At 67.6% G+C, this 24,678-nt stretch carries 21 protein-coding genes; 9 read left to right on the forward strand and 12 right to left on the reverse strand.

Annotated features, from left to right (window positions below; all coding sequences use genetic code 11):
• Positions 1-5: 5 nt before the first annotated feature.
• Genes ABIE19_RS15910 through rhmD form a run of 5 tightly spaced genes read right to left on the reverse strand, consistent with a single transcriptional unit; the run spans position 6 to position 5,074 of the window.
• Positions 6-1,274 carry a sugar MFS transporter gene (locus ABIE19_RS15910; protein WP_354090209.1) on the reverse strand — a complete coding sequence of 423 codons (1,269 nt, stop codon included), beginning with the start codon at positions 1,272-1,274 and terminating at the stop codon, positions 6-8.
• Positions 1,275-1,334: 60 nt separating this feature from the next.
• Positions 1,335-2,237, reverse strand: a complete 903-nt coding sequence (locus ABIE19_RS15915; protein ID WP_354090210.1) for an amidohydrolase family protein — start codon at positions 2,235-2,237, stop codon at positions 1,335-1,337.
• 12 nt (positions 2,238-2,249) lie between these two features.
• Entirely contained in the window at positions 2,250-3,002 is a 753-nt protein-coding gene (locus ABIE19_RS15920; protein WP_354090211.1) for an SDR family NAD(P)-dependent oxidoreductase, read from the reverse strand.
• A complete protein-coding gene (locus ABIE19_RS15925; protein WP_354090212.1) occupies positions 2,999-3,862 on the reverse strand; it encodes a 2,4-didehydro-3-deoxy-L-rhamnonate hydrolase in 864 nt (287 codons plus the stop codon). Before ABIE19_RS15925 ends, ABIE19_RS15920 begins: the two co-directional genes overlap by 4 nt.
• 18 nt (positions 3,863-3,880) lie before the next feature.
• Positions 3,881-5,074, reverse strand: a complete 1,194-nt coding sequence (rhmD, locus tag ABIE19_RS15930; RefSeq protein WP_354090213.1) for an L-rhamnonate dehydratase — start codon at positions 5,072-5,074, stop codon at positions 3,881-3,883.
• A gap of 140 nt (positions 5,075-5,214) precedes the next feature.
• On the opposite strand from rhmD, the gene ABIE19_RS15935 reads away from it, so the two are divergent.
• The 8 genes from ABIE19_RS15935 to ABIE19_RS15970 all read left to right on the forward strand — a co-directional run bounded on the left by ABIE19_RS15935 (position 5,215) and on the right by ABIE19_RS15970 (position 14,785).
• Entirely contained in the window at positions 5,215-6,021 is an 807-nt protein-coding gene (locus tag ABIE19_RS15935; RefSeq protein WP_354090214.1) for an IclR family transcriptional regulator, read from the forward strand.
• A 26-nt stretch (positions 6,022-6,047) separates the two neighbouring features.
• Positions 6,048-6,809 (forward strand): L-rhamnose 1-dehydrogenase Lra1, encoded by a 762-nt coding sequence (gene lra1, locus ABIE19_RS15940; RefSeq protein WP_354090215.1) that lies wholly within the window; start codon positions 6,048-6,050, stop codon positions 6,807-6,809.
• A gap of 8 nt (positions 6,810-6,817) precedes the next feature.
• A complete protein-coding gene (lldD, locus tag ABIE19_RS15945; protein WP_354090216.1) occupies positions 6,818-7,951 on the forward strand; it encodes an FMN-dependent L-lactate dehydrogenase LldD in 1,134 nt (377 codons plus the stop codon).
• Positions 7,952-8,100: 149 nt separating this feature from the next.
• Positions 8,101-10,572 carry a TonB-dependent receptor gene (locus tag ABIE19_RS15950; RefSeq protein WP_354090217.1) on the forward strand — a complete coding sequence of 824 codons (2,472 nt, stop codon included), beginning with the start codon at positions 8,101-8,103 and terminating at the stop codon, positions 10,570-10,572.
• Between the two features lie 25 nt (positions 10,573-10,597).
• Positions 10,598-11,056, forward strand: coding sequence for an FKBP-type peptidyl-prolyl cis-trans isomerase (locus ABIE19_RS15955; RefSeq protein ID WP_354090218.1), 459 nt, complete (start codon positions 10,598-10,600; stop codon positions 11,054-11,056).
• A complete protein-coding gene (locus ABIE19_RS15960; protein ID WP_354090219.1) occupies positions 11,053-13,185 on the forward strand; it encodes a prolyl oligopeptidase family serine peptidase in 2,133 nt (710 codons plus the stop codon). The genes ABIE19_RS15955 and ABIE19_RS15960 overlap by 4 nt, the downstream gene beginning before the upstream one ends.
• Positions 13,186-13,241: 56 nt before the next feature.
• Positions 13,242-13,763 (forward strand): RNA polymerase sigma factor, encoded by a 522-nt coding sequence (locus ABIE19_RS15965; RefSeq protein ID WP_354090220.1) that lies wholly within the window; start codon positions 13,242-13,244, stop codon positions 13,761-13,763.
• A complete protein-coding gene (locus ABIE19_RS15970) occupies positions 13,760-14,785 on the forward strand; it encodes a FecR family protein (protein WP_354090221.1) in 1,026 nt (341 codons plus the stop codon). Before ABIE19_RS15965 ends, ABIE19_RS15970 begins: the two co-directional genes overlap by 4 nt.
• 13 nt (positions 14,786-14,798) lie before the next feature.
• Here ABIE19_RS15970 and ABIE19_RS15975 read toward each other — a convergent pair whose 3' ends face one another.
• Positions 14,799-15,755, reverse strand: coding sequence for a helix-turn-helix transcriptional regulator (locus ABIE19_RS15975; RefSeq protein ID WP_354090222.1), 957 nt, complete (start codon positions 15,753-15,755; stop codon positions 14,799-14,801).
• 81 nt (positions 15,756-15,836) lie between these two features.
• Here ABIE19_RS15975 and ABIE19_RS15980 point away from each other — a divergent pair, with 81 nt between their 5' ends.
• Entirely contained in the window at positions 15,837-16,295 is a 459-nt protein-coding gene (locus tag ABIE19_RS15980) for a DUF1579 domain-containing protein (protein ID WP_354090223.1), read from the forward strand.
• A 12-nt stretch (positions 16,296-16,307) separates the two neighbouring features.
• Here ABIE19_RS15980 and ABIE19_RS15985 read toward each other — a convergent pair whose 3' ends face one another.
• From ABIE19_RS15985 to ABIE19_RS16010, 6 genes are all read right to left on the reverse strand, one after another.
• Entirely contained in the window at positions 16,308-17,021 is a 714-nt protein-coding gene (locus ABIE19_RS15985; protein ID WP_354090224.1) for an energy transducer TonB, read from the reverse strand.
• 26 nt (positions 17,022-17,047) lie between these two features.
• Positions 17,048-17,647 carry a biliverdin-producing heme oxygenase gene (locus ABIE19_RS15990; RefSeq protein ID WP_354090225.1) on the reverse strand — a complete coding sequence of 200 codons (600 nt, stop codon included), beginning with the start codon at positions 17,645-17,647 and terminating at the stop codon, positions 17,048-17,050.
• Positions 17,648-17,658: 11 nt separating this feature from the next.
• Positions 17,659-21,168, reverse strand: a complete 3,510-nt coding sequence (locus ABIE19_RS15995; RefSeq protein ID WP_354090226.1) for a TonB-dependent receptor domain-containing protein — start codon at positions 21,166-21,168, stop codon at positions 17,659-17,661.
• A 194-nt stretch (positions 21,169-21,362) separates the two neighbouring features.
• Positions 21,363-22,301, reverse strand: coding sequence for a FecR family protein (locus ABIE19_RS16000; RefSeq protein WP_354090227.1), 939 nt, complete (start codon positions 22,299-22,301; stop codon positions 21,363-21,365).
• Between the two features lie 91 nt (positions 22,302-22,392).
• Entirely contained in the window at positions 22,393-22,914 is a 522-nt protein-coding gene (locus ABIE19_RS16005; RefSeq protein WP_354090228.1) for a sigma-70 family RNA polymerase sigma factor, read from the reverse strand.
• A gap of 92 nt (positions 22,915-23,006) precedes the next feature.
• Positions 23,007-24,632 carry an alkaline phosphatase family protein gene (locus ABIE19_RS16010; protein WP_354090229.1) on the reverse strand — a complete coding sequence of 542 codons (1,626 nt, stop codon included), beginning with the start codon at positions 24,630-24,632 and terminating at the stop codon, positions 23,007-23,009.
• Positions 24,633-24,678: the final 46 nt, after the last annotated feature.

Consider the following 24,678-nt stretch of genomic DNA (forward strand, 5'->3'; position numbering starts at 1 on the left):
GGCGTCTAGGCGGCTGTTTTCGCCTGTCCCAGGGTTGAACCCTTCCAGCCGTACCAGGCGACCACGGCGAAGCAGAGGGCGGGCAGAATGAAGGCGTAGTTGGCGCCGTAGAGGTCCGCGATCCTGCCCATGGGCCAGGGCAGCAGGACGCCGCCGCCGATGGCCATGACCATGAGGGAGGAGGCTTTCTTGGCGTTCGCGCCCAGGCCCGTGGTGCCCAGGGCGAAGATGGTGGCGAACATGGTCGACATGAAGAAGAAGACGGCGATCAGGGCGATGGGGGACAGCTTATCGACGCCGGCGACCACAACCAGCGTCAGGGCGACGTTGATCAGGCCGTAGACCGTCAGCAGCTTGCGGGGCGCGACGCGCAGCAGGAGGGCCGTGGCGGCGAAGCGCCCGACCAGATAGCCGACAGCCGCCAGGGACAGCATGAAGGCGCCCTGCTGCGAGGTCAGGCCCTGCCAGTTGTGGGTCACGAGGTTGATGAAGTAGGCGCCTATGCCGACCTGTGCGCCGATATAGAGGGCCTGGGTCACGACGCCGGCGATGAAGTGGGGTTGCCGAGACAGGGGGCGGGCCTGGCTGTCGTCCCAGACGGATTCGCCGTGATCCGACAGGCCGGTTTCGGGCAGGCGGGCGCGCCAGACGACGGCGGCGAAGATCAGAACCGCGACCGCGATCAGGCCGTAGACGATCTGGATCGAGCGGGTGGCGCCGCCCAGGGCCTCGGTCGTGGCCGGACTGAAGAAGACGGCGCCGCCGATCATCGGGCCGATGAAGACGCCCAGGGCGTTGAACGACTGGGCCAGGTTCAGGCGCTGCGCCGCCTTGGCCGGGTCGCCCAGGACGTTGACATAGGTGTCGGCCGAGGTTTCCAGCACGCAGAGACCCGCCGCCAGGACGAACATGGAGCCGACGAAGGGCAGGAAGCTTCCTGCGGCGGCGGCGGGGATGAAGAGCAGGGCGCCGACCGCCGTCAGGGACAGGCCCGAGACGATGCCGAACTTGTATCCCCGCGCATGCAGCAGGGCGCCGGCCGGCAGGCTGAGCAGCAGATAGGCGCCGAAATAGGCGATCTGCAGCCAGGAACTATCCGCCTGGCTGATGCTCAGCGTCTCCTGGAAATGCTTGTTCAGCACGTCCAGCAGGCCATAGGCCAACCCCCAGATCAGGAAGCAGCCGATGGCGAAGGCCAGCGGGCCGCGCAGGTTGCCGGTGGCGGGGAAGGCGAGACTCCCGGGCGTGGGGGCGGCGTCGGTTTCGATGCTCATGTCGTCCTTTCGGGCTTCCTCGGGACCGGCTCCGTCTTGATGCGAGCTCGGCGGGATGGGTCAGATTCGGTAGATCGCCTCTGCATTGGCGGCGAACAGGCGGTCGCGTTCTTCGGCGCTGAAATGGCGCGTGATGGCGTCGAAGGCGGAATAGAAGGCGTCGAAGGTCCCGTGGACCCGCTCGACCGGGAAGTCGCTGGCGAACATGGCGCGCTGCGTGCCGAAGGCCTCGATGCATTGCAGCACGATCGGCTGGATGGAGTGCAGGGTCCAGGCGCGGTCCGTGATGCCGAGGCCGGAAACCTTGATCGATACCTGCGGCCGTTCGGCCAGAGCCTTCAGCCCGGCGCGCCAGACCGCCATGCCCTGTGCATCGCGGTCGGTCGGCAGGCCGGCGTGGTTGATGATCAGGGGAATGTCGGGATGGGCGTCAGCCAGCTCGACCGCGCTCGCCATCTGCGACGGATAGAGTTGAAGATCGAACGACAGGCCGTGGCGGGCCAGGCTGGCGAAGCCTGCGCGCCATACGGGGTCCAGCAGAGGGTCGGCGGGGTTGTAGGTCTTCAACGGATCGGCGTGCCAGCAGACGATCTGGCGCACGCCCCGCACATTGGGGCGAGCGGCGTGGGCCTCCAGCAGGGCGTCCAGGTCAGGATCGGTCAGGTCGGCGCCGGCGACGACGCCGTGCGGATAGCTGTGGCCGTCAGCCATGGCCTGAAGCCAGTCGGTCTCGGCCAGCTGCGCGCCGCGCGGCTGACCGGCCTCGACGTGGACGATCTTGTCCACGCGCCAGTTCGCCGTGTCGGCCAGATAGTCTTTCAGCAGATAGTCTTGGTGCGCGATGGGGGACATGTCCCCCGCCGGATTGTTCGGCAGGGGATTGTCCTGCAGCCAGCCGTAGCGGGCGCGCGACAGGTCCCACAGGTGGACATGCGGATCGACGATGCGAAGGTCGCGGCCCACCTGCAGCGTCCCCTAGTAGGTGGTGCGGCCGCCCGACGTGTCGAACGTCGATGCGGTGGTGAAGCTGCACTCCTCGGACGCCATGAAGCAGACCATGGCGGCGCTTTCCTCGACCTCGCCCAGCCGGCCCATGGGGATCTTGGAGCGCATGTAGTCGACCTGGCTCTGGGGCAGCTGTTCCAGGATCGGGCTTTCGAAGGTGGCGGGGGTCAGACTGTTGGCGATGACGCCCTTGCCCGCCAGTTCCTTGCCCAGGGACTTGGTGAAACCGATCACGCCGGCCTTGGACGCCGAATAGGCGGAGGCGTTGGGGTTGCCCTCCTTGCCCGCGACCGAGGCCACGTTGACGATGCGGCCGTAGCCCTTGTCTAGCATATATGGCGTGACCGCACGGCAGCAGTAGAAGACGCCGTTCAGATTGATGTCGACGACCCGTTTCCAGCTGTCGAGCGGGAACTCGTGCACCGGCACGGTGGCGCCGGTGATGCCGGCCGAGGCGACCAGGATGTCGATGCGGCCGCCCAGGGCCTGGTGCGACTCGGCGGCGGCCGCGGCGACCGCGTCCGGGTCGGCGACGTCCAGCGCCACCGTGGCGACGGCCCCGACTTCCTCGGCTGCGGCCTTCAACGCATCAGCGTTCAGGTCCCACAGAACGACCTTTCCGCCCTCGGCGACGATGCGGGCCGCCGAAGCCTTGCCCAGGCCCGAGGCGCCGCCGGTGACGATGGCGGTGCGGCCGGTGAAACGGCCCTGCCAGGCGCTCATGCGACCAGATCCTTCGACCAGGCGACGACCGACTGGCGCTGGCTGCCCAGCTTCTCAATGCCCAGCTCCATGACGTCGCCGGCCTTGAGGTAGAAGGGCTCTGGCTTCTGGCCCAGGCCGACGCCGGGCGGAGTGCCGGTGGTGATCAGGTCGCCGGGCTCTAAGGTCATGAACTGGCTGACGTAGGCGACGATCTCGGCCACGCCGAAGATCATGGTCCGGGTGTTGCCGATCTGCATGCGCTTGCCGTTGAGGTCCAGCCACATGTCCAGGGTCTGGACGTCGCCGACTTCATCCGTGGTGACGATCCAGGGGCCGACCGGACCGAAGGTGTCGCAGCCTTTGCCTTTGTCCCAGGTGCCGCCGCGCTCGGTCTGGAAGGCGCGCTCGGACACGTCGTTGATCAGGACATAGCCGGCGACGTGATCCAGGGCGTCGGCCTGTTCGACGTAGGAGGCGCGCCGGCCGATGACGATGCCGAGTTCGACTTCCCAGTCGGTCTTTTCCGACCCGCGAGGGATGACCACGTCGTCGTTCGGGCCCGTCAGGCAGGAGACGGCCTTGGTGAAGACCACGGGCTCGGCCGGGATCGGCAGGTTGGACTCGGCCGCGTGGTCGGCGAAGTTCAGGCCGATGGCGATGAACTTGCGCACGCCCTTGACCGGCACGCCGTAGCGGGGCTGGCCCTCGACCAGGGGCAGGGTCGCGGGATCGACGGCCTTCAGCGCGGCGAGGCCTTCGCCCCACAGTTGGTCGGGCGTGATGTCGGCGACGACGCCCGACAAGTCGCGGATGCGGCCTTCGACATCGAGCGTGCCGGGCTTTTCCTGGCCTTTGGGGCCGTAACGCAGGAGTTTCATGGGGAGGGAACTCGTCTCTTAACGCGCGTAAGGGCGGTGCAGGGCGATGTCGCGGTTCAGCTCGACGCCGAAGCCGGGGGTGTCGGGAACCTTCAGCTTGCCGTTCACGGGAACGGGTTCGCCGATCAGTTGCGGATGGAACATGGGCACGACCTCGTCGGCGCCGGGGGCCATCATCAGGAACTCCGCGAACGGGCTGTTATGGCGGGTCACGACGAAGTGGTAGGAATAGACGCTCGACCCGTGCGGGATCATCAGCACCCCCTTGGCGTCGGCCATGGCGGAGATCTTGATCAACTCGGTGACGCCGCCGCACCAGCCCACGTCGGGCTGGATGATGTCGCAGCATTCCATTTCCAGCAGCATGCGGAAGCCCCAGCGGGTGGCCTCATGCTCGCCGGTGGTGACCAGCATGCCCTTGGGCGCGTTCTTCTTCAGCGCTTGATAGCCCCAGTAGTCGTCGGGGCTGAGGGCTTCCTCGATCCACTTCAGGCCCAGCTTGTGGGCTTCATGGGCCAGGCGGACAGCGTAGTTGAGGTCGAGCGCCATCCAGCAGTCGAACATCAGCCAGAAGTCGTCGCCGCAGGCGTTGCGCATGGCCTCAAGCTCGGCCAGATTCTTGCGCAGGCCTTCCTCACCCTCGGCCGGGCCGTGATGCAGGGGCGCCTTGCCGCCGATGAAGCCCAGTTCCTTCGCCTTATCCGGGCGCGCGCCGGTGGCGTAGAAGGTCAGTTCGTCGCGCACCGGGCCGCCTAGCATGGCGAAGACCGGCTCCTGACGCAGGCGGCCCAGCAGGTCCCATAGCGCCAGGTCGACGCCGGAGATGGCGTTCACCACCAGACCCTTGCGGCCGTAATACTGGGTCGAGAAGTACATCTGATCCCAGATCTTCTCGACCTCGGACGGATCGCGGCCTTCCAGGAAGCGGGCCAGGTGCTTCTCGACGATATAGGCGGCGGGCTCGCCGCCGGTGGTCACGGCGAAGCCGACCGCGCCGTTCTCGGCCTCGATCTCGACGACCAAGGTGCCCAGCACGTTGATGCCGAAGCTGCGGCGGCTCTGGCGGTATTCCGGATACTTCGCCATCGGCGTGGCGATGTGGTCGTCGATCCAGTGGCCGTCGCCTTGGTCGTGATAGTCGGCGCCGCCTCCAGTCCCGTCGTTCTTAACGACGAAGGCGCGGACATGCTTGATCCTGGGAAGACGGCTCATCGAGATATCACCGCCATTTGGCAAGCAATTCCCATCATGCGGGATTTCACTGGCTTTCCTCCCCGTAACACGCCAAGCTCAATCATGTTTAGCCGAACGTCTTGCACGTTTTGCTACATTCTGAGAATAAGGATTACGAAATGGGACGAACGGCGTCAATCAAGACCGCGCAGGTCGACAGGGATGAGGAGGGCGGCGCCAAGGCGTCCGGCAGCCAGACCCTGTTGCGCGGCCTGGACGTCATCGACGCCCTGATCGACGGCTCCTTGCCTCTGGCTGAACTGTCGGAACGCCTGGACCTGACGCGCAGCACCACCCACCGCCTGGCCTCGGCCCTGGTCGAGCGGCGCCTGCTGTCCTTCCGTCCGCGCGAGGGTTACAGCCTGGGGCCCAAGCTGCTGGAACTGGGTCATGCCGCCAGTCAGCAGATGCATCTGCCGCGCATTGCGCGTCCCTGGCTGGAGCAGCTCTCGGTCCAGACGGACGACACGGTTCATCTGGGCGTGCTGGACGGTCGCTACGCCCTTTATCTGGACAAGGTGCCGGGCCGTCGTCGCATCAACATCGGCTCGCGCCTGGGCGAGCGGCACCCGATCGCCTCCACGGGACTGGGCAAGGCCCTGATCCTCGACAAGACGGAGCCGGAGTGGATCGACTTCTACGCCCCTGAAGGCGCGGCTTATGATTCCGCAGCGCGCACGGTCTGGCTGGAGCGGATGCGCGGCTATGCGCGGAACGGCTACGCTTTCGACCTGGAAGAGAACGAGGATCAGATTCGTTGCGTCGCCGCCCCGATCCGCGGGGTGGACGGGCGCATCATCGCGGCGATCAGCGTGTCCTCCGCCGCCCAGTACATGTCCGACGCCCGCATGTCGGAACTGACCAAGACCGTCGCCGCCGCCGCCGACGCCATCAGCGCGGACCTCGGCTGGTCGCCCAAGTCCTGATCCCCAACGGAAACGCCGGAGCCCCCATGCTGCTTGAGAACAAGGTCGTCCTGGTCACGGGCGCGTCGAGGGGCATAGGAAGGGCGACGGCCGTCGAGGCGGCGCGCCAGGGCGCGGACGTCGCCGTCAACACCTTCCGGGACGAAGCCGCCGCCGCCGAGGTGGTCGCAGAAATCGAGGCCCTGGGGCGACGAGCCGTCGTGTTCGACGCCGACGTCGCTCTGCCCGAAAGCGCGACGGGCTTCGTCCAGGCGGCGACGCAGGCGTTCGGGCGCGTGGACGTCTTCGTCTCCAATGCAGGCGTTTGTCCTTTCCACGCCTTCCTCGACATGCCGGTCGAGACCCTGCGCCGCACGATGGAGATCAATCTCCACGGGGCCTATTTCATGGTGCAGGCGGCCGCCAATCAGATGGTGAAGCAGGGCGAGGGCGGGGCCATCGTCGCCATCAGTTCCATCTCGGCCCTGGTCGGCGGCGAGATGCAGACCCACTACACCCCGACCAAGGCGGGGGTGCACAGTCTGATGCAGTCCTGCGCCGTGGCCCTGGGCCGGCATGGAATCCGTTGCAACTCGGTCCTCCCCGGCACGATCGCCACCGACATCAACAAGGACGACCTCGCCGATCCGAAGAAGCGCGAATACATGGAGGGCCGCATACCCTTGGGTCGCCTGGGTCGGCCGGAGGACATCGCCTCGGTCGTCGCCTTCCTGGCCTCGGACATGGCGGGCTACATGTCCGGCGCGGCCCTGCTGGTCGACGGCGGCGCCTTCGCCAACTTCCAATAGGCGCGGCCATGATCATTTCCTCGCCCGGCGACTATCGCGAGGCGGCGCGGCGCAGGCTGCCGCCCTTTCTGTTCCACTATATCGACGGCGGCGCCTATGCGGAGCAGACGCTGCGTCGGAACGTCGAGGACTGGCAGGCGGTCGCGCTGAGACAGCGCGTCTTGCAGGACATGAGCCGTCTCAGCCTCGAGACGCGCTTGTTCGACGAGACCCTGCGTCTGCCCATCGTCCTGGCGCCGGTCGGCCTGACCGGCATGTATGCGCGCAGGGGCGAGGTGCAGGCGGCGAAGGCCGCCGCGTCGCGCGGCGTGCCCTTCACCCTGTCCACGGTCTCGGTCTGCCCGATCGAGGAGGTCGCGCCCGCTATCGACAGGCCCATGTGGTTCCAGCTCTACGTCCTGCGCGACCGGGGCTTCATGAGGAACGCGCTGGAGCGGGCCAAGGCTGCGGGCGTGAAGACGTTGGTGTTCACGGTCGACATGCCGACGCCCGGCGCCCGCTACCGCGACGCTCACTCAGGGATGAGCGGACCGAACGCAGCGATCCGCCGGATGCTGCAGGCCGTGACCCGTCCGGCCTGGGCCTGGGACGTGGGGCTGCGAGGGCGGCCGCACGACCTGGGCAATGTCTCGGCCTATCTGGGCAAGCCGACGGGGCTGGCTGACTATATCGGCTGGCTGGGCGCCAATTTCGATCCTTCGATCTCGTGGAAGGACCTGCAATGGATCCGCGACTTCTGGGACGGTCCCATGGTGATCAAGGGCGTTCTCGATCCGCAGGACGCGCGCGATGCGGTCAGCTTCGGCGCTGACGGCATCGTGGTGTCCAACCACGGAGGGCGCCAACTGGACGGCGTCCTGTCCTCGGCCCGGGCCTTGCCCGCCATCGCCGACGCGGTGAAGGGCGACATCCGCATCCTGGTCGATTCCGGCGTCCGCAACGGTCTCGACGTGGTTCGGGCCATCGCATCGGGCGCCGACGCGGTCATGTTGGGGCGCGCCTTCGTCTACGCCCTGGCGGCGGAAGGAGAGGCGGGCGTCGCTCGCCTTCTGGACCTGTTCGAGCAGGAAATGCGCGTCGCGATGACCCTGACGGGCGGCAAGTCCATCGCCGAACTGGACCGGAGCATGCTGGCGATCTGACAGACGTCGTCAGCGAACTCGCGGGGTCAGGCGATCCGTAATTCGGGCGCGGCGATTTCTCGCGTCGATTTTTTATTACGGGTTCTGAACATGGCTGCGTTCTGGGGAGCGTAGGGGCGGGGGACGCCTCGAAGATCCAAGGGGCGGTCATGATGGGTTTCAGTGTTCCGGCGGCGCGCCGTTCTGTTCGTGGCGTGCTGGCGGCTTCGGTCGCGGCCCTGGCTCTGCACGGCGCGGCCGTGGCTCAGGACGGACGCAAGATCGAGTTCAATATCGAGGCGCAGCCGTTGGCGACGGCCTTGCTGGACTATGCGCGCCAGGCCGGGGTGGAGATCGCCGTCACGCCTGAGGTGACGCGCGGGCGGCGCGCGCCGGCGATCAAGGGCGCGCATGACGCCCAGGCGGCCCTTCAGGCCCTGCTGCGAGAGACGCCGGGCGTCGTGGTGCGCCGCACGCCTCGCGGCACCGTCATCATCGAGGCCGCGCCAGTTGATCCCGAGGTGCAACGCAGCGCCTATGAGGTCGACACCATCGTCGTCACGGCGCGCAAGCGCGAGGAAGATCTGCGCTCCGTCGCCGGCTCCGTCAGCGCCATGTCCGGGCGGCAGCTGGATGAACTGGGCGCTCAGAGCTTCGCCGACTATCTGACGCGGGTTCCGGGCATTCAGTTCAATGACGCCATGCCGGGCTATTCGTCCATCTCCGTGCGCGGGGTCTCGACCACCACCTCGATCGACGTGGGGCAGGCTTCGACCGGCGTCTACATCAACGACATTCCCCTGGCTGATCCGTTCAACAGCGCGGGCATCCCCGACGTCGACACCTTCGACGTGCAGCGGGTCGAGGTGCTGCGCGGACCGCAGGGGACCCTGTTCGGATCGGCGGCCCTGGGCGGCGCGATCAACTATATCGCTGCCCGCGCGGACACCGGCGACAGGGCGGGGCGGATTGAGGCCGGCGTCGCGGGCACGGCGGGCGCGGCCGACCCCGGCTATCAGGTCAAGGGCATGATCAACCTGCCGTTGATCCAGGACCGGCTGGCGGTGCGCGCCGTCGCGACCTATCGCGAACGGGCCGGCTATATCGACAACATCGGCGTCAACACGCGCGATTCCAACAGCATGGAGACTTTCGGCGGGCGTCTGTCGGTCGAATGGAAGCCGACCGACGCCGTCTCGATCTCCGCCTTGAGCCTCTATTTCGAGAGCGAGAACGACGACGCCTTCACGGCCTTCTCGACCTTGCCGGACCTGCAGCGCTCGACCCGCTTGCTGGAGCCTTTCCGGTCGACGACCGAGATCCACAGCCTGCGCGGGGACATCGACCTAGGCTGGGCGTCGCTGACGGTTCAGGGCGCCCATAGCGAGAAGTCCACGCATAACGTCACCGACTTCACCAACACCTTCGGCGGCCTGTTCAACCGCATTCCGACACAGATTCCCCTGATCGCCGAGCGAGCATCCAAGGGCGATCTGATCGAGGCGCGATTGACGTCCAGCGGCGACGGCGACTTTGAATGGCTGGTCGGCGCCAGCTATTTCGACAGCCGGATCGACATGCCCAGCTATGCCGAGTTCGCCGGCGCGGCGGCCCTGATCGAAAGCCTGTACGCCGGCAGTCATGGCGCGGGCGTGGGCCAGAAGGCGGCGCCGAACGATCGGTTCAACGACTACTTCCTGCGGGTGAACGGCCAGGAGAAGGCGGTGTTCGGCGAGGCCAGCTGGCGTTTCGCGCCCAGTTGGACCCTGACGGCGGGCGGCCGCTTCTTCGACACCGCGATCGATCACCGCAGCCGTCAATCCGGTCTGGCGACCCTGCTGTCCACGGGATCGCCGAACGCTCGTCCGGCCGCGGCCGACGCCTCCGAGCAGGGCTTCAACCCCAAGATCTCGCTGCGCTATGAGCCGAGCGACGACCTGATGGTCTATGGTCTGGTGTCGAAGGGCTTCCGGTTCGGCGGCCCCAACGCCATCGCGCCCAATCCGGCCTATCCGTCGCCGTCGTCCTTCGACTCCGATTCCCTGATCAACTACGAGGTCGGGGTTCGCGCCTCGACCCCGGACCGGCGCTGGCTGGTCGACGCCACCCTCTATTACATCGACTGGAGCGACATCCAGTTGCTGATCGTGCGTGGGGACAACCTGGCCTACGCCGACAACGTGGGATCGGCGCGCAATCTGGGCGTGGATCTGGCCGTGACCTGGCGACCGACGCCCAGCTTCGCCGTCAGTTCCACCGTCGGCTATCTGGACGCGGAACTGAGCGAGGCCCTGCCCGCGCAGGGCGTGGTCAAGGGCGCCATGCTGCCCGGCGCCTCGCGTTGGCGGTTGTCGAACACCCTGACCTGGCGAGGGGATGCGGCGGTCGAACCGATGCTGATCGCCTCGCATCGCTATATCTCCGACGCGCCGAGCAACCTCCAAGGGACGCTGCGTCAAGGGGACTACAACCTGTTCGATCTGCGCGGCAGCGTGACGCTGAACGACGCGCGACTGGAAGCCTATGTCGAGAACCTGACGGACGCGCGCGGCGTGACCGTGTCCCAGATGAGCGGCGGCGTCCTGCGTCACCACTATGTGCGGCCGCGCACCATCGGCGTTCGCGTCACCTATGATTTCTGAGCGGAGAGAGCCGATGTTTTCGCGAATGCAGACGATCGCCGGGGCGGCGCTCCTGGGCCTGGCCTTGTCGGCGGGCGCCGCCGGCGCCCAGGCCGAGCCGGATTATCTGACGACCCATGCGGCCAAGGCGGGCGTGGTGGTCATGCCGGGGCTTCACTACGAAATCCTGGCCTCGGGTCCGGTCGATGGGCCGCATCCGAAGATGTCGGACCAGATCACGGTCCACTACGAGGGGCGTCTGGTCAGCGGCGAGGTGTTCGACAGCTCGTTCGAAAAGGAGCCCGTGACCTTCCCGCTGCGCGGTCTGATCCCCGGCTGGGTATCGGCGCTGCGTCTGATGCGGCCGGGCGACGAGTGGCTGCTGACCCTGCCGCCCGAGCTGGCCTATGGCGCGCGGGGCGTGGGGCCGATCCCGCCGGACGCGGTGCTGATCTTCCGCATCCGTCTGCTGTCCGTCACCCCGCCGGCCGAGGCGCCGAAATGATCCGCCGTCGCTTCCTGGCGGCGGCCGCGGCGTCGGCGCTCGCCCTGATCTCCGCGGCGCCCGCACTGGCTGTCGAAGGCGGGCCCGCGGGCGACGACCTGGAATGGCTGGAACCGGCCGAGGGCGAGCGCGCCCTGGCCTGGGCCCGAGAACAGACCGCCGCTGCTCGCGCGACCCTGTCGGCCGAGCCTGGCTATGGCGGCGTGCTGGAGGAACTGAAGTCCGCCCTGACGGCGTCGTCGCCGGTGACGGACATCGCCCTGCTGGGGCCGCGCGCGGTTCGGTTGAAGCGCGACCCCGACTTTCCCAAGGGTCGTCTTCAGGTGGCGGAACGACGCCCGGACGGCGCCCTGGGCGAATGGAAGACGGTGCTGGACGTGGCGGCCTTCGCCGCCCAGGAAGGCCGACCCTATACGTTGAACTGGGGCTATGGTTCGACCTGCCTGCCGCCCGAGAACCGATTCTGCCTGCTGGGTTTCTCCGACGGCGGCGGCGACGAACTGATGCTGCGCGAGTTCGATCTGGAGACAGGGCGCTTCGTTCAGGACGGCTTCGCGGCGCCGGCCGGGCGGGTGCAGTCGGCCTGGATCGACGCCGACACTGTCCTGATCGCCCATGCGAGCGGCGACGATCCGCGCACGGCGGCGGGTTGGGCGGCGACGGCCCGTCTGTGGCGGCGCGGGCAGGCCCTGGCCGAGGCGCCAGTGATCTTCACCGCTCCGTCCGGCGACGCCACTTTCCAGTTCACCCGGGTCGGATCGGCGCCGCGCGTCCTGATGACGCGGGTCATCGACTATTCGACCTTCGAGGTCTTCGCCGTCGACGGTGCCGGGACCGTGACCAAGCTGCCCCTGCCGCGCAGCCTCAAGCCCTTCGGGCCCTTGGGCGGCACGGACCGGCACATGGTCTTCCAACTGTCCGAACCGGCCGAGATCGGCGGCCGCCGCGTCGCCGCTGAAAGTCTGGTCGCCTATGATTTCGATCCGGCCACGCCTGAGGCGGCGCGGTTGCAACTGGTCTATGAACCGGCGGCGGGGCAGGTGGTCTCCTCCTACGGCGGGTTCCGGGCGACGCGGTCGCGCGTCTTCTTCCCGGTGCAGTCGAACCTGGCCGTCACCGTCATGGCGGCGCGGCACGGCCCGGCGGGCTGGAACGTCGCGCCCTTCGAGTCTGCCGACGCGGGCGTCGATCTGTCGGTGACGTCCGCAGACGCGGCCGGCGAGGACGTCGTCCTGCGACGCGCGGGCTTCCTGCAGCCGACGGCTCTGGATCTGGCGTCCGGCGATCGTCGGGTGCGGCTGGAAGCGGCGCGAGAAGTCTTCAACGCCTCGGCCTTCCAGGTGGACATCCGTACGGCGCGTTCGCGCGACGGGACCATGGTCGACTACTATCTGGTGCGTCCGCGCGCGGCTTCGGCGAATACGCCGACGCTGATCACCGGCTACGGCGCCTTCGGGCTGACCTTGCCGCCGGCCTACCTAGGGCGGTCTTTCGGCGGCGAGGCGCTGAAGCTGTGGTTCGACCGCGGTGGGGCTTTGGCCGTAGCCGCCGTCCGGGGCGGCGGCGAAAAGGGACAGGACTGGCATCGCGCCGCCCTGCGCGAACGTCGCCAGACCTCCTATGACGACTTCATCGCGGTGTCCGAGGACCTGGTGAGCAGCGGGTTCACCCGTCCGGACCGCCTGGGGGTGTTCGGGACCTCCAACGGGGGCCTGCTGTCGGCCGTGGTCGCCGTGCAGAGGCCGGACCTGTATGGGGCGGCGGTCAGCGACGCGCCCCTGGCGGACATGCTGCGCTATGACCGCATCGCCATGGGCGCGGCGTGGAAGGATGAGTACGGCGACCCCGCCGATTCGACGATCCATGCGGCCCTGTCGGCCTATTCCCCAGTGCACAACGTGCGGGCGGACGGTCGCTATCCGCCGGTCCTGATCTCGGTCTCGACGACCGACAATCGGGTGGGGCCGGCCCATGCGCGCAAGCTGGCCTGGCGGCTGTCGCAGGCGGGCGGTCAGGTCTTCCTGATCGAGGACGAGCAGGGCGGTCACGGCGTCAGCGATCCTCTGGCGCGACCCGATCTGATGGCTCTGAGGATGGAATTCCTCATATCCCGGTTGATGCGACCCTGAAGCCTGTGGCTAAGGACAGGATCATGGCGGAATGCGAACGGAGCGAGGAGGCGTGCATGGCGACCCTCGATTCCGCGCGCGCCGGCTACACCCTGACCGCCCTGGCCGAGGAGTTCCGTCCAGCTTTGTTGCGCTACTTCTCGCGGCGCGTGCGCCAGTCGGAGGAGGTGGAGGACCTAGTGCAGGAGGTGCTGGCGCGGCTGGTGCGCCGGTGCGAGGTCGTGGAGATGGAGGCGGTCCGCGCCTATGTCTTCGAAACGGCCAGCAGCGTCCTGACCGACTGGGTTCGTCGCCGTCGCAGCCGTCAGGCGGACGATCACGGCGTCCTGTCGGCCGATCAGCCCGCCACAGGGGATTTCACGGCGGACCGCATCCTGCTGGGGCGCGAGCGCCTGCAGCGGGTCATGGCGGCCCTGCTGGAGTTGCCGGAGCGGCCGCGCGCGGTCTTCATCCTGCGGCGGGTCGAAGGGATGAAGTATCAGGACATCGCACGACGCCTGGGCCTGTCGCTGAGCTCGGTGGAGAAGGACATGCGGCGCGCGGTGCTGCACCTGGCGGAACGGATGGGCCGCGAATGATGCGATGTAGGAATGATCGGACGCTGGAAGGCATGACGCCCGCCGAGGCGGCGGCGCACTGGCTGGTGCGCCTGGACGGTGACGACGTCACTGTGGCGGAGGAGGCGGCCTTCGACGCCTGGTTGTCGAACTCCGAAGCCAACCGCGCCGCCTACGCCCGCGTCTGCGAGGCCTGGGAGGCGGTCGATCAGGTCGCTCTGGACCCGACGGTGCAGGCCCTGCGCATATCCGTTCTGGCGGGCCGTCGCCCCAAACGGCGTCCGCCCATGGCCCAGGTCGCCGCGATCGCGGCCGCCCTTGTCCTGTCGATCGGCCTGGGCGTCGTCGCCGTCGACGGGCCGGGCGTCGCCGCCTGGATGGCGGGAGAAACCCGCTACGCCACGGATATCGGGGAAAGGCTGGACATCGTCCTGGCCGATGGGACCTCGCTGACGCTGAACACCGACAGCCGCCTGGCCGTCCGCTATCGCGGCGACCGACGCGAGGTGCGGATGGATAGGGGCCAGGCCTATTTCGACGTGGCGCATGACCCGTCGCGGCCCTTCTCCGTCGAAGGCGGCGGACGCCGGGTGACGGCCCTGGGAACCCGGTTCGAGGTCCGGGTGGACCCGCACGCCTTCAGCACGACCCTGCTGGAAGGATCGATCGTGGTCGATCCGTTGAAGACGGCGGCCGACGCCGCTCCAAAACGCATGGTGCTGGAGCCGGGGGAAACCCTGACGGCGCGGCCGGGACGCAAGGCCGTGGTGGCGACGCGGGCGACGTCCGCGGCTCCGGCCTGGCGCGAGGGATTGATCGAGTTCAACGATGAGAGCCTGGCGGCCGCCGTGGCCGAACTGAACCGCTACAATCGCCACCCGATCCGACTGCGCGACGAACGCTTGAGAACGCTCAGCGTCAGCGGCGTCTTCAAGGCGGGTCGACCGGAAGGCTTCATGGAGGCGATGAGCGCCCTCTATCCGGTGCAGGTGGTGGATCGGGGCGAAACCATCGACGTCTACTGGAAGGATGCGGCGGGCTGACGGCCTGCTGCAGTCAGCCGTACATCTGAAGGATCGTACGGGCGCGTCGCCTGAGGGCCTCGCGCAAATCCTCGGGCGCGACCACCTCGATCTCGTCGGCGAAGCCGATCAACAGGTCGGCGGCGCGCTCGATGCTTTCGATCATCACTTGCGCGCGCCGTCGGCCGTCCGCTTCGACAGGAGCGGTCAGCAGGGCCTCGGCCATGGCTTGATCAATGTGACTGAGTCGGTCGAACGCTGAGGGGGCCGCGCGCAGAACGGCGGGGAGGCGCAGACGCTCGGCTTCGAAGGTTTGAACGGAGATGCGCCAGGCCGAAGCCAGGTCGAACGGCTCGGGACGTTCGAAGGTCTCGTCCAACGGTCGAGCTTCAATAAGGTTTTCAAGTCGATAGGCGCGAATTTTCAGTCCGGCGCGCGCCATCAGATACCAGCGTCCGGCCTTGAGCACGAGGCCGAGCGGATCGATGCGGGTCCAGCCGCGGCGTCGCCAGCTTTGATAATGGATTTCCAGACGGCGATCCTGCCAGACGCATTTGGAGACCGTCTGCAGATGATCCGGCGTGACCGGACGGCGATACCAGTCTAGGGGATCGAGATGGAATCGGTCCGCCACGCGCCGCGCGGCGGTCGCCGTATCGCGGGGCAGGGCGGCCAATAGCTTGATCCGCGCCGCCGACGCCTCGCCCGCGAAACCCAGGTCTGCGGCGGCGGCCGGCACGCCTGCGAGCAACAGGGCTTCGGTCTCGCCTATCGTCAGTCCCGTCAACTCCGTCCGGAAACCGTCCAGCAGGGCGACGCCGCCGGCGCGGCCCCGGTCGGCGTAGATGGGCACGCCTGCGGCGCTCAGTTCGTCGAGGTCGCGATAGATGGTGCGGCGGGACACTTCGAGCCGATCGGCGAGGGCCTGCGCCGTCGTTCGCCCCTGCAACTGCAGGGTCATCAGGATGGTGAGAAGGCGGGAGGCGCGCAAATCCTGTCGCTCGTTTCAAAGATGACAATAGATGTCACATTTACCGGGTTAGACCTCGTCGAACCAGAACGGGAGGCGATGATGGCGGACTTTGATTTTCAGGTCGGCGTGTGGCGGGTGAAGCACCGCAAGCTGAGGGGGCGGTTGTCGGGATCGACCGACTGGGCCGTCTTCGAGGGAAGATGCACGGCCTGGACGCTGATGGGCGGCGAAGGTTCGGTCGAGGATCAGTTCCTGGACGATCCGGACGGTCCCTATCGGGCGGCCGCCTTTCGGCGCCGGGACCCGGTCAGCGGAGTCTGGTCGATCTGGTGGTTCGACGGCCGGTCATCAGGCTTGGAGCCGCCGGTTCTCGGTCGCTTCGAGAACGGGGTCGGCGTCTTCTTGTGCGACGACGAACTGGAGGGGCGCCCGATCCGGGTTCGCTTCATCTGGTCGGAGATCACCCATGACAGCGCCCGATGGGAGCAGGCCTTCTCCGCGGACGGGGGCCTGACCTGGGAAGTCAACTGGATCATGCAGTTCGAGCGGACGGAGTAGGGCGTCGGCGGGTCAGCGCCGCGTGAAGAAGTCCACGTGGGTCGCGATCTCGATGACGTCTCCCGGTTCGTCCGCCGGCGGCGTCGGCAGGGGTTGCGCGCGCTGAAGCATGGCCAGGGCCTCGCGATCCAGCATCGGACGGCCGGACCCGCGCGTGACGGACGACGCCAAGACGCGGCCCTCGCGGTTCATGGTGAAGCGGATATGGACCACGCCTTCCTGTCGCTGGCGTTCGGCGACGGCGGGATAGCGCTTGTGCCGGTCCAGATGCGCCAGAAGCCGCGCGCGCCATTCCTGCGGCGCGTTCGATGCCTGTGCGGCCGGGGGCGCGGGTCGTGCGGGCGGCGCGGTCGTGGCGGGGGCGGGCGGTTGCGGCGACGGCGCTTCCGCCGCGCGGGGCTGGACGGGCTGAACCGGCAGGGCTTCGGGCGCGGCTGCGACCACCACGCGCCGAGGAGGCGTCTGCGCGGCGGGGCGGGTCTGGGCGCTGCGGACCTTTTCCTCGCCCGGCGCGCGGTCCGACGGCGGCCGGGGCGGCGCGGCGTCGAGGCGGATCAACTCAACCGTTATCGCCCGGGGCTCGATCACCGAAGGAACCGTCGGGACTGATCGCAGCAGCAGGAGCGTCGGCGCCGCATGCAGAGCCAGGGCCGCCGCCGTCGCCAGGATGTTGCGTCGGCGACGGCGCGCCGCCGCCCGTTCCCGCGGACGCAGGACAGGCGACATTCCCGACGATCGCGCGAACGCCATGGTCATGCCGCGGCGTCGTTCGGATAGAAGGCGGCGTCGACAAGGCTGCGCACGCGGCGGAAGGCGTCCTTGGCGCCCTGGTTCACCCTTTCTTCTTCCTCGTGCGTGAAGGAGGGGGCGTCGAGGGCGGCGGTGAAGGCGCGCCAGGCGTTGGCGCGGCCTTCCGGCGCGGCCGCGAGGTGGCGGGCGCCGAAGGTCTCGGACAAGTCCAGCGCCGCCGCCGCCTTCAGCAGGAAGGCGGCGCCCAGGTTCGACCCCTCGGCGACATAGAGCCAACCCAAGGTCGTCGGAACATCGACGGCTTCTCCTGTCGTGAAACGAGGCGGGCCGTCAGCCGGCGCCGGTTCTGCGTTCAGGTCTGTCAGGTCGGCCAGGACATCGGCCTCGCGGCGACGGCGAGCCAGATCCGGGATCAGGGCGGCCAGCTCGGGCGCATCGTACAGGGCCGCGAGATCGCGATGAAACAGGTGCTGTACCCGCAGCAAGCGGATGTAGCGTTCCCGGTCGGCGAAGGGCTCGGCGGCCATGATGGCCCGGTCGAGGCCGTCGTGGACGTCATGGCTGGCGGCCTTGAGGCGCTTGGCGCGGCTTTGCTCGGTCATGTTCTGTCTCCTCAGAAGCGGTAGCTGAAGCCGATCCGCAGGGCGTGCAGGTCGGCGTCGGCGCGCACCTTGCGGCCGTTCGTGATGTTGGACGTGCCGGGACTGGAAATGGTCTCGCGCATGATCGCGCCCGTCACCGGGTGGCGCAGGATGGCGTTGGTGACGGGATCACGCATGATCCGCGTCACCGACCAGGCCAGGGCGGCGCCGGCGCGGGCCTCGTCGAAGCTGTGGGTCGCCTCGCCGAAACGGGAATAGAGATACTCGGTCCGGACCGACCAGCGCCCGCCCAGGTCGCGCTCCAGGCCCGCGCCGAGGCTCCAGCCCGAACGCGTCTTGCGGCTGGTTTCAGTGAAGAGATGCTCCAGGGCGTTGGACATGCCCTGATCGCCCGAACCGATGGAGCGGTACTGGTGGCGGGATGCGGTCTCGCGCAGCCAGGCGGGGCCGGCGGCGCCATAGACCAGGGTGCGGCCCATGGCGTAGCCGACCCGGGCGCGCAGGCCGGCTATGCGGTCCCAACTGTAGTCGGTGTCGGATTCCAGCATCCCCGCAGCGCGCAGGGAGGCCGTATAGCTGCTGGGATCCCGCACCAGAACGCCGGTCCAGGTTGCGAGGGCGCCCGCCTGCAGGTCGCCCTCCAGGCCCAGCACCAGGTTGTTCGCGAACTGCTGATTATAGCCCGCGTGGACGCCGCCGACGACGTTGTCCAGGCGCAGTTCGACACGGCTGCCGTTCTCGGCGTCGGCCGGCGCGCCCGAGGCGTCCGAGACGTCGCCGTCCGAACGGCCGAAGCCGTAGCCGAAGTTTGCGCCGACATAGGGGCCGGTCCAGTCGGTCGCGTCGTCGTTCGAACGGCGGAACCAGTTCGGCAGCCAGGCGCCCGATCCGGCGCCCAGTTGGCCGGTCAGGCCGATGCGGAAGGTGCGGCCGGGCGCGGGGACGACGCCCAGGCTGAGCGCTTCCAGATAATATTCGTCGGTCAGGTTCTCGACGCTCCAGTCCAGGGAGACGGCGTCGCTGACGCGATATCGGCCGGTCAGGTCCACCGTGGCGTAGGCGTCCCAGGGAACGGCCTTCAGCAGGGGGGCGAAGCCGCTGTCGGTCGGTTCGAAATCGACCGCGCGTTCGCCGCGATAGGCGATGCGGCCGCCGATCATGGCCCGATCGTTGAGGAAGGTCTTGCTGACCGACAGGTTGGCCGAGAACTCGGGCGGGATGTAGTTGGTGGCGTAATCCGAAGCTAGGGAACTGGCGACGCAGGCTTCGCCCGGTCGGCAGAAGAGGATCTTGTCGTACCAGGTGGCGCCGACGGCGACGCTCCACCCCTTGATGCGGTAGTCGGCGCTGGCCTCCAGACCGCGGAACTGGGCGCGGTCGATGTTGTACATCTGCATCTGGAACAGGGAGCGGACGTATCGGCGCGCGATATAGTCGTGGATGTCGTTGTCGAACCAGACCAGCTTCAGACCCAGATCGTCATCAGCGGCGAACAGGTTCGAGCGGACGTAGTTGACCCCGACCTCCCAGTTCCGGGCTTCTTCCTTGTGAAGGTCGGGGTTGGCCAACATGAAGAAGCCGGATGTGGCTTCCATCAAGGACGGCAGGCGGGCCGCCTGCTTGTAGTTGGCGAACAGTTGCAGGCCGTCCGTCGGCACGACCGTGGCGCCGAGCGAGAAACCGAAGGCGTCCTCGCTGCGGTCGTTGATTTTCGAGCCGTAGGTCACGCCGGACTGGCGGTCTTCGAGGCTGTAGTCCTGATAGCGCAGGCCGCCGTTCAGCTGGAGCCAGGCCGTGGGCTCCAACTGCATCTGGGTGAAGAGACTAGTCTCCTCGCGCACGCCTTCGCGGGCGGGGGGATTGCCGACGCCGGCCCACTTGCCGATCGGCCCGGCCTCTTCCCGCAGATAGGAGACGCCGTAGTCGGCGGAGAACAGGCCCAGAGGCGTCGCGACGCGCGAACTGTTGCTCAGATCCGCGCCCCAGGTGTCGATATAGCGGCGCGACAGGTCCGACTGGCCCAGAGAGGGGGCGCTTTCCTCAAGCTGGGACAGCCAGGCGTTGATCTTCAGGTCGATCAGGTCGCTTTCCGGGTTCCAGCGATAGCGGCTGGTGAACCGTTCCAGGCTGGTTTCCGACAATGGGCGGCGCTGGTTTACCGAAGCGGTCGGATTGGTCATGGCGCCGGGGTAGTTTTCGCCGAAGCTGCTCCAATAGCCGCCGTAGCCAAGTTCGACCGCATGGCCTTCCGCCGGGCGGATGGTCGCTTTCAGCAGCACGGATTCCGTGTCGGTCGAGGTGTTCAGCACCTCTTCCCCAGCCGCGAAGGGCGTCGTCCCGTAGCCGTCGTAGAAAGCCATGGCGCGCCGGCAGAGGGCGGTCATCTGCTGATCCTTGGGCGCGGACACGCAGTATTCGGAAGGGGTGTCGGTGCGCTGCGGGGCGCCGTCGCCGTGGGTTCCCGCGTGATAGTTCCCGCTGCGCCGGAAGGCGTAGCCGGCCACCAGGTCGAAACGGTCGCCTTTTCGACCGTAGACCAGGCTGCCTGATCCGTTGGTCGGCTCCAGCGCGCCCGGACGATGGGTTCCGCGCGTCGCCAGGAGGGGTTCGTATCCGCCCCAGAGCGCGGGCTCGATCAGCGAGCGGCGCATGGAGGAGCCTGGTTCGGTGGTGTTGGTCCCCAGACCCAGCTTGAAGCGCAGGCCGCTCGTTTCGCCTTCGGGCACGACGTCGTCGACGGTCAGGGTGGTCATGCTGACCGAACCGCCGATGCCGCCCGCGATGGCGTTGCCGTTGGACGGTCCCTTCTGGATGGCGACGGAGCCGACGAAGTCGGGGTCGATGAAGCTGCGGTTGCTGGTTCCCTGATAGCCGCGATAGACGGTGGTTCCGTTGATCGCGCCATCGACAGTGACGGCCACGCGGCCCTGGCCCTGAAGGCCGCGAATATTGACGTCCAGGCCGCCGCTGTTGCGGGATTCGCCCGACAGGACGCCGCTTTCGCTCTTGAGCATGTCGGCGGGAGAGGTTCCCGGATAGGCGTCCAGGGTTTCACGCGTGATCACGCTGACTGAGCCGGGCGTGACGTAGACGGTACCCGCCGTCCCATCCCATCCGGCCGTCGCGCTGGAGCCGACCGCGCCTGTACGGGCGTCGCCCGCGCCCTCGACCCTTACGGCGCCGAGTTGCACCACGCCCGGTTGGGCTTGCGGCCCGCGCTCCAGGGTGACGACGGCGCCGTTCAGCCGATAGGTGAAGCCTGTTCCGAGAAGCAGTCGATCCAGAGCCTGGCGCGTGGTCAGAAGGCCGCGCACGCCGGGTGAGGCGACGCCGCGAACGGTCGCGCCGTCGGCGGCGACCTGCAGGCCCGACTGGGCGGAGAAGATCACCAGGGCGTCTGACAGGGGTTGGCCGGGGATGTCATAGGAGCGCGTCGCCTGTTGCGCCGCAGGTCGGGCGAGCGCCGGCGCGGCCAGCGCCAGGGGCGCAAGGGCCGCCGTCGCCATCAAGATGGAGGTCATCACCGACCGACGCGCCTGACTGCGCGCATTTCGCCCCATACCCACTGAAAACTCCACTCGAGATCATAAGCGGCATATGCAAATCATTCGCAATGCCTATTCCCATTTCAACGAGCGGGGCGGGACGTTTTCCAGAAAAAGAGAGCCGTATCGACGAAAAATATAGTTATCTATTATATTTCAATGAATTGTATCTAGGATACGATAATGAGCCACGGCGTGATGCGGCGCACCTTTCCGCCCAGAGGCTGCATCATCACGGCCAATCCGGCGGCGGGATCACGCATGTCGTAGGCGCCGGTGACGGTGCGGGGGGCCAGGCGACCGTTCGTCAGGATGATGGCTCCATGGTGACGACGGCGGGCGTCGCCGAGCATGTCCGCCACGGTCTGATCCACCGCGACCATGCGATCGCCGCTCCAAGCGCCGACGACTTGGGGCGAGCCCAGGCCGAGCTTTGCAGTGCCGGATCCGGCGCGGGACCACTCCCCGTCAGTCAACAGGACGGAGGCGTCATCGGTTCTGTCGACGCGAACCCGGCCGTGTCGCACGGCGATGTCAGTTCCGACTTCGCCGAGGCGGACATTGAAGCCCGTGCCCAACACCGTGACGCGGGCGTCCCCGGTCTGGACATGAAACGGACGAGCCCGGTCGGGGGCGGCTTCGAAATAGGCCTCGCCCGCCAGCAATCGGACATCGCGGCGATGCGACGTCAGATCCACCTTGATCGCGCTACCGGGAGCCAGCCTGACGATGCTGCCGTCGGCGAGGGCGATGACGTCTTCCTGTCCGACAGCGGCCACGTGGTCGGCGCTCAGACGCGTCGCCATTGAAGGCCCCATGGCGACGACCAGAACGAGGGCCGCCGCCATTCCGCTCGCCGCCGCGATCCAGCGTCGTGGCCGGCGCCGGGCGGGCAGAGATGCGACTGGTGCCCGTTGCAACAATTGAGAGACGTGGCCGACATCAGCCCAGGCGACGGCGTGCGCGGGCGACTGATCCAGCCATTGCTCGAAGGCCAGGCGCGTCTCGTCGTCGCCCGGCGCCTCGTTCAGAAGGATCGACCAACGGGCGGCCTGACGCAGAGGCGTATCCTGGGTCTGATCGGCGGCGGGTTTGAATGGCGACGTCATGCCCGTCTCCCTTCCCGAGCAGGGCTGAAGAATGCGGCCCTATCGAACACGACGTTCCGGCGACCGCGTTTTCCAGAAATGGCAGGGATGGTCATGTTCGTCCCTCCCTGGACAACCGCAGGGCGCAGTGTTCGACGCCGTCGACGACTAGGGTCTGGGCCAAGGCGACCGACACCTTCAATCGCGCGGCCACTTCCCGCAGCTTCAGGCCTTCGACCTTGTAGAGAATGACCGCCTGCCGCGTTCGGTCAGGCAGTTCGTCCAGACTTTCAAGCAGCCGCGCCAGATCCGAACGAGCCAGGGCGGCGGCCTCGGGCGAGGGGGCGTCGTCGGCCGGTTGAAGCCCCTGATCAATCAGTTCTTCCGCGGATCTGCGCCCCGTACGCCTGCGTGCGCGATAGACGTCCAGCGCCAGGTTGCGGACGGTCCGATACAGGTATCCCAGCGGCTCCGTCGGCGGGCGAAGACGCTCCACGGCTTCGACGCGGATCCAGGCCTCTTGAACAATATCCTCGGCGCTGGAACGGTCGCCGACGATGCCGCAGGCGTAGTCGATCAACGCCTGTCTGTGCGCTTGATAGAGTTCCAGTGAGCGAGAGGAAGGGGGAGGCACGCGGACCGGGCGATGAAGATAGGTTTGCGCCTTATATGAGAATGATTATCACTTTGCGAGACGTGAAAAGCTCCGCACCGTTTTTGGGATGATCACGGCTCCCAGAGGGGGAGGGCATGTCCTGACACGGCCGGTGTTTCGACGCCGATGGCGGCCGCCAAGGTCGGGGCGATGTCGATGGTGCGGATCGGCAGGAAACGTTCCTGGGTCGTCGCGCCCGGTCGCCAGAAGATGATGGGAACCCGGCGGTCATAGTCCCAAGGCGTGCCGTGGCCGGCGATATTGCCGCCGACGCGTCCCTTGCCCGTCGCATTGGGCGCGCGGACCATGATGATGTCCGGCGAACGGTCGGCGACGACCGACAGGCGCATCCGCTCTCGCAGGGTCAAGAGTTCCGGCTGATCGGCGACAGGCAGGGGCTCGACCAGGAGCCGGTCGCGCGCTTCGACGAAGACGATGTCCGGCATTTCGCGGAGGAGCGGCAGGGCGGCCTCGATGATCTGGCTCCGCAGGGGCTCCGGCAAGGCCTTGTGGGACTTGTCGGCGACAGCCCAGCCGCCGGATTCCGATTGCAGGGGCGAGGCGTCCAGGTTGAAGCGTTCCTTCAGCGTCGTGTTGAGGGCGGACAAGGGTGAGGAATCGATCCGATGGGCGTGCGGCGCGCCGTGCCGAGCCAGTCGTTCGACAAAGTCCGATCCGCCGTGATCCGCCGTCAGGACGACGATGACGCCGCCGGGAACCGTCTCCAGTCGCGCGAGAAAAGCGCCCAGCGCCTGATCCAGGCGGTGCATCTGCTCGCACATTTCAGGCCCCTGGGTTCCATAGGCGTGGCCGATGCGGTCGGTCGCCGACAGGCTGACGCCGAGCAGATCGACGTTCGGCCCCTGGCCCAGGCGCTGGCTGTCGAGGAGATAGGCTGCCGCCTTCAGGGTTTCCTCGTCGAGCGAGGGAGAGGAGTCGAAATCGTCTTGGGCCGGAGGCACGGTCGAATGCAGCACGTCGTCGCCGATCGCCCAGTCGGCCTCCAGGGTCCGGCATTGCGGCTGGCTGTAGGTCCAGGCATGCGGCGTCGCGGTCTGGCGACGTCGGAAGTCGATGTTGAAAGCCTCGACGGCGGCCAGTCGTTGCTGCGCGTTCTGTCCCGGTTCGACATAGGTGGTCAGGCCGAAGCCGTCCGTGAACCAGTAGGCGCCGTCCGGTCGATGTCCAGCCAGGTTGATGGCGCCGCGGTCCTTGCCTGAAACGGCGAAGACGCGAGCGCCCGGTTTCTGATCCTTCACCCAGTCGCCCAGGCTTGTCGCGCGGACATTGTCCGGTCCGACGGGTCCGTTGTCGCTGTTGCGCCCGTGGGCCAGGGTGTTGGCCGGGGCGGCGAGACAATAGACTTCTTCGCCCGTCGCGGGATCAATCCAGTCGTTGGACGGAATCCCGGTCTGCGCCGGGTGCATCCCGGTCAGCACCGTCGAATGCCCGGGGCAGGTCTCGGTCAGGCCGTGGGTCTGATAGCCGTTGGTCGAGACCAGACCTTCGTCGGCGAGGCGACGAAGGCCGCCGGTCCAGCGACTGCGATACTGGTTGAACAGATTGGCGCTGAACTGATCGACCACGATGGTCACGATCAGCCTGGGCGGAGCCCTGTCCGCCGTATCCTGGGCCTGGACCGGATCGGCGACAGCACAGACCAACGCCGCGAAGGCGGCGACGAAACCTAGACGCATGGGGCGTTCCCTTGTTGGAAGGCGCGACGGCCACGCCCCGCGCGAA

It is taken from the genome of Brevundimonas faecalis, from assembly GCF_040549405.1.
Classification (GTDB): Bacteria; Pseudomonadota; Alphaproteobacteria; order Caulobacterales; family Caulobacteraceae; genus Brevundimonas; species Brevundimonas faecalis.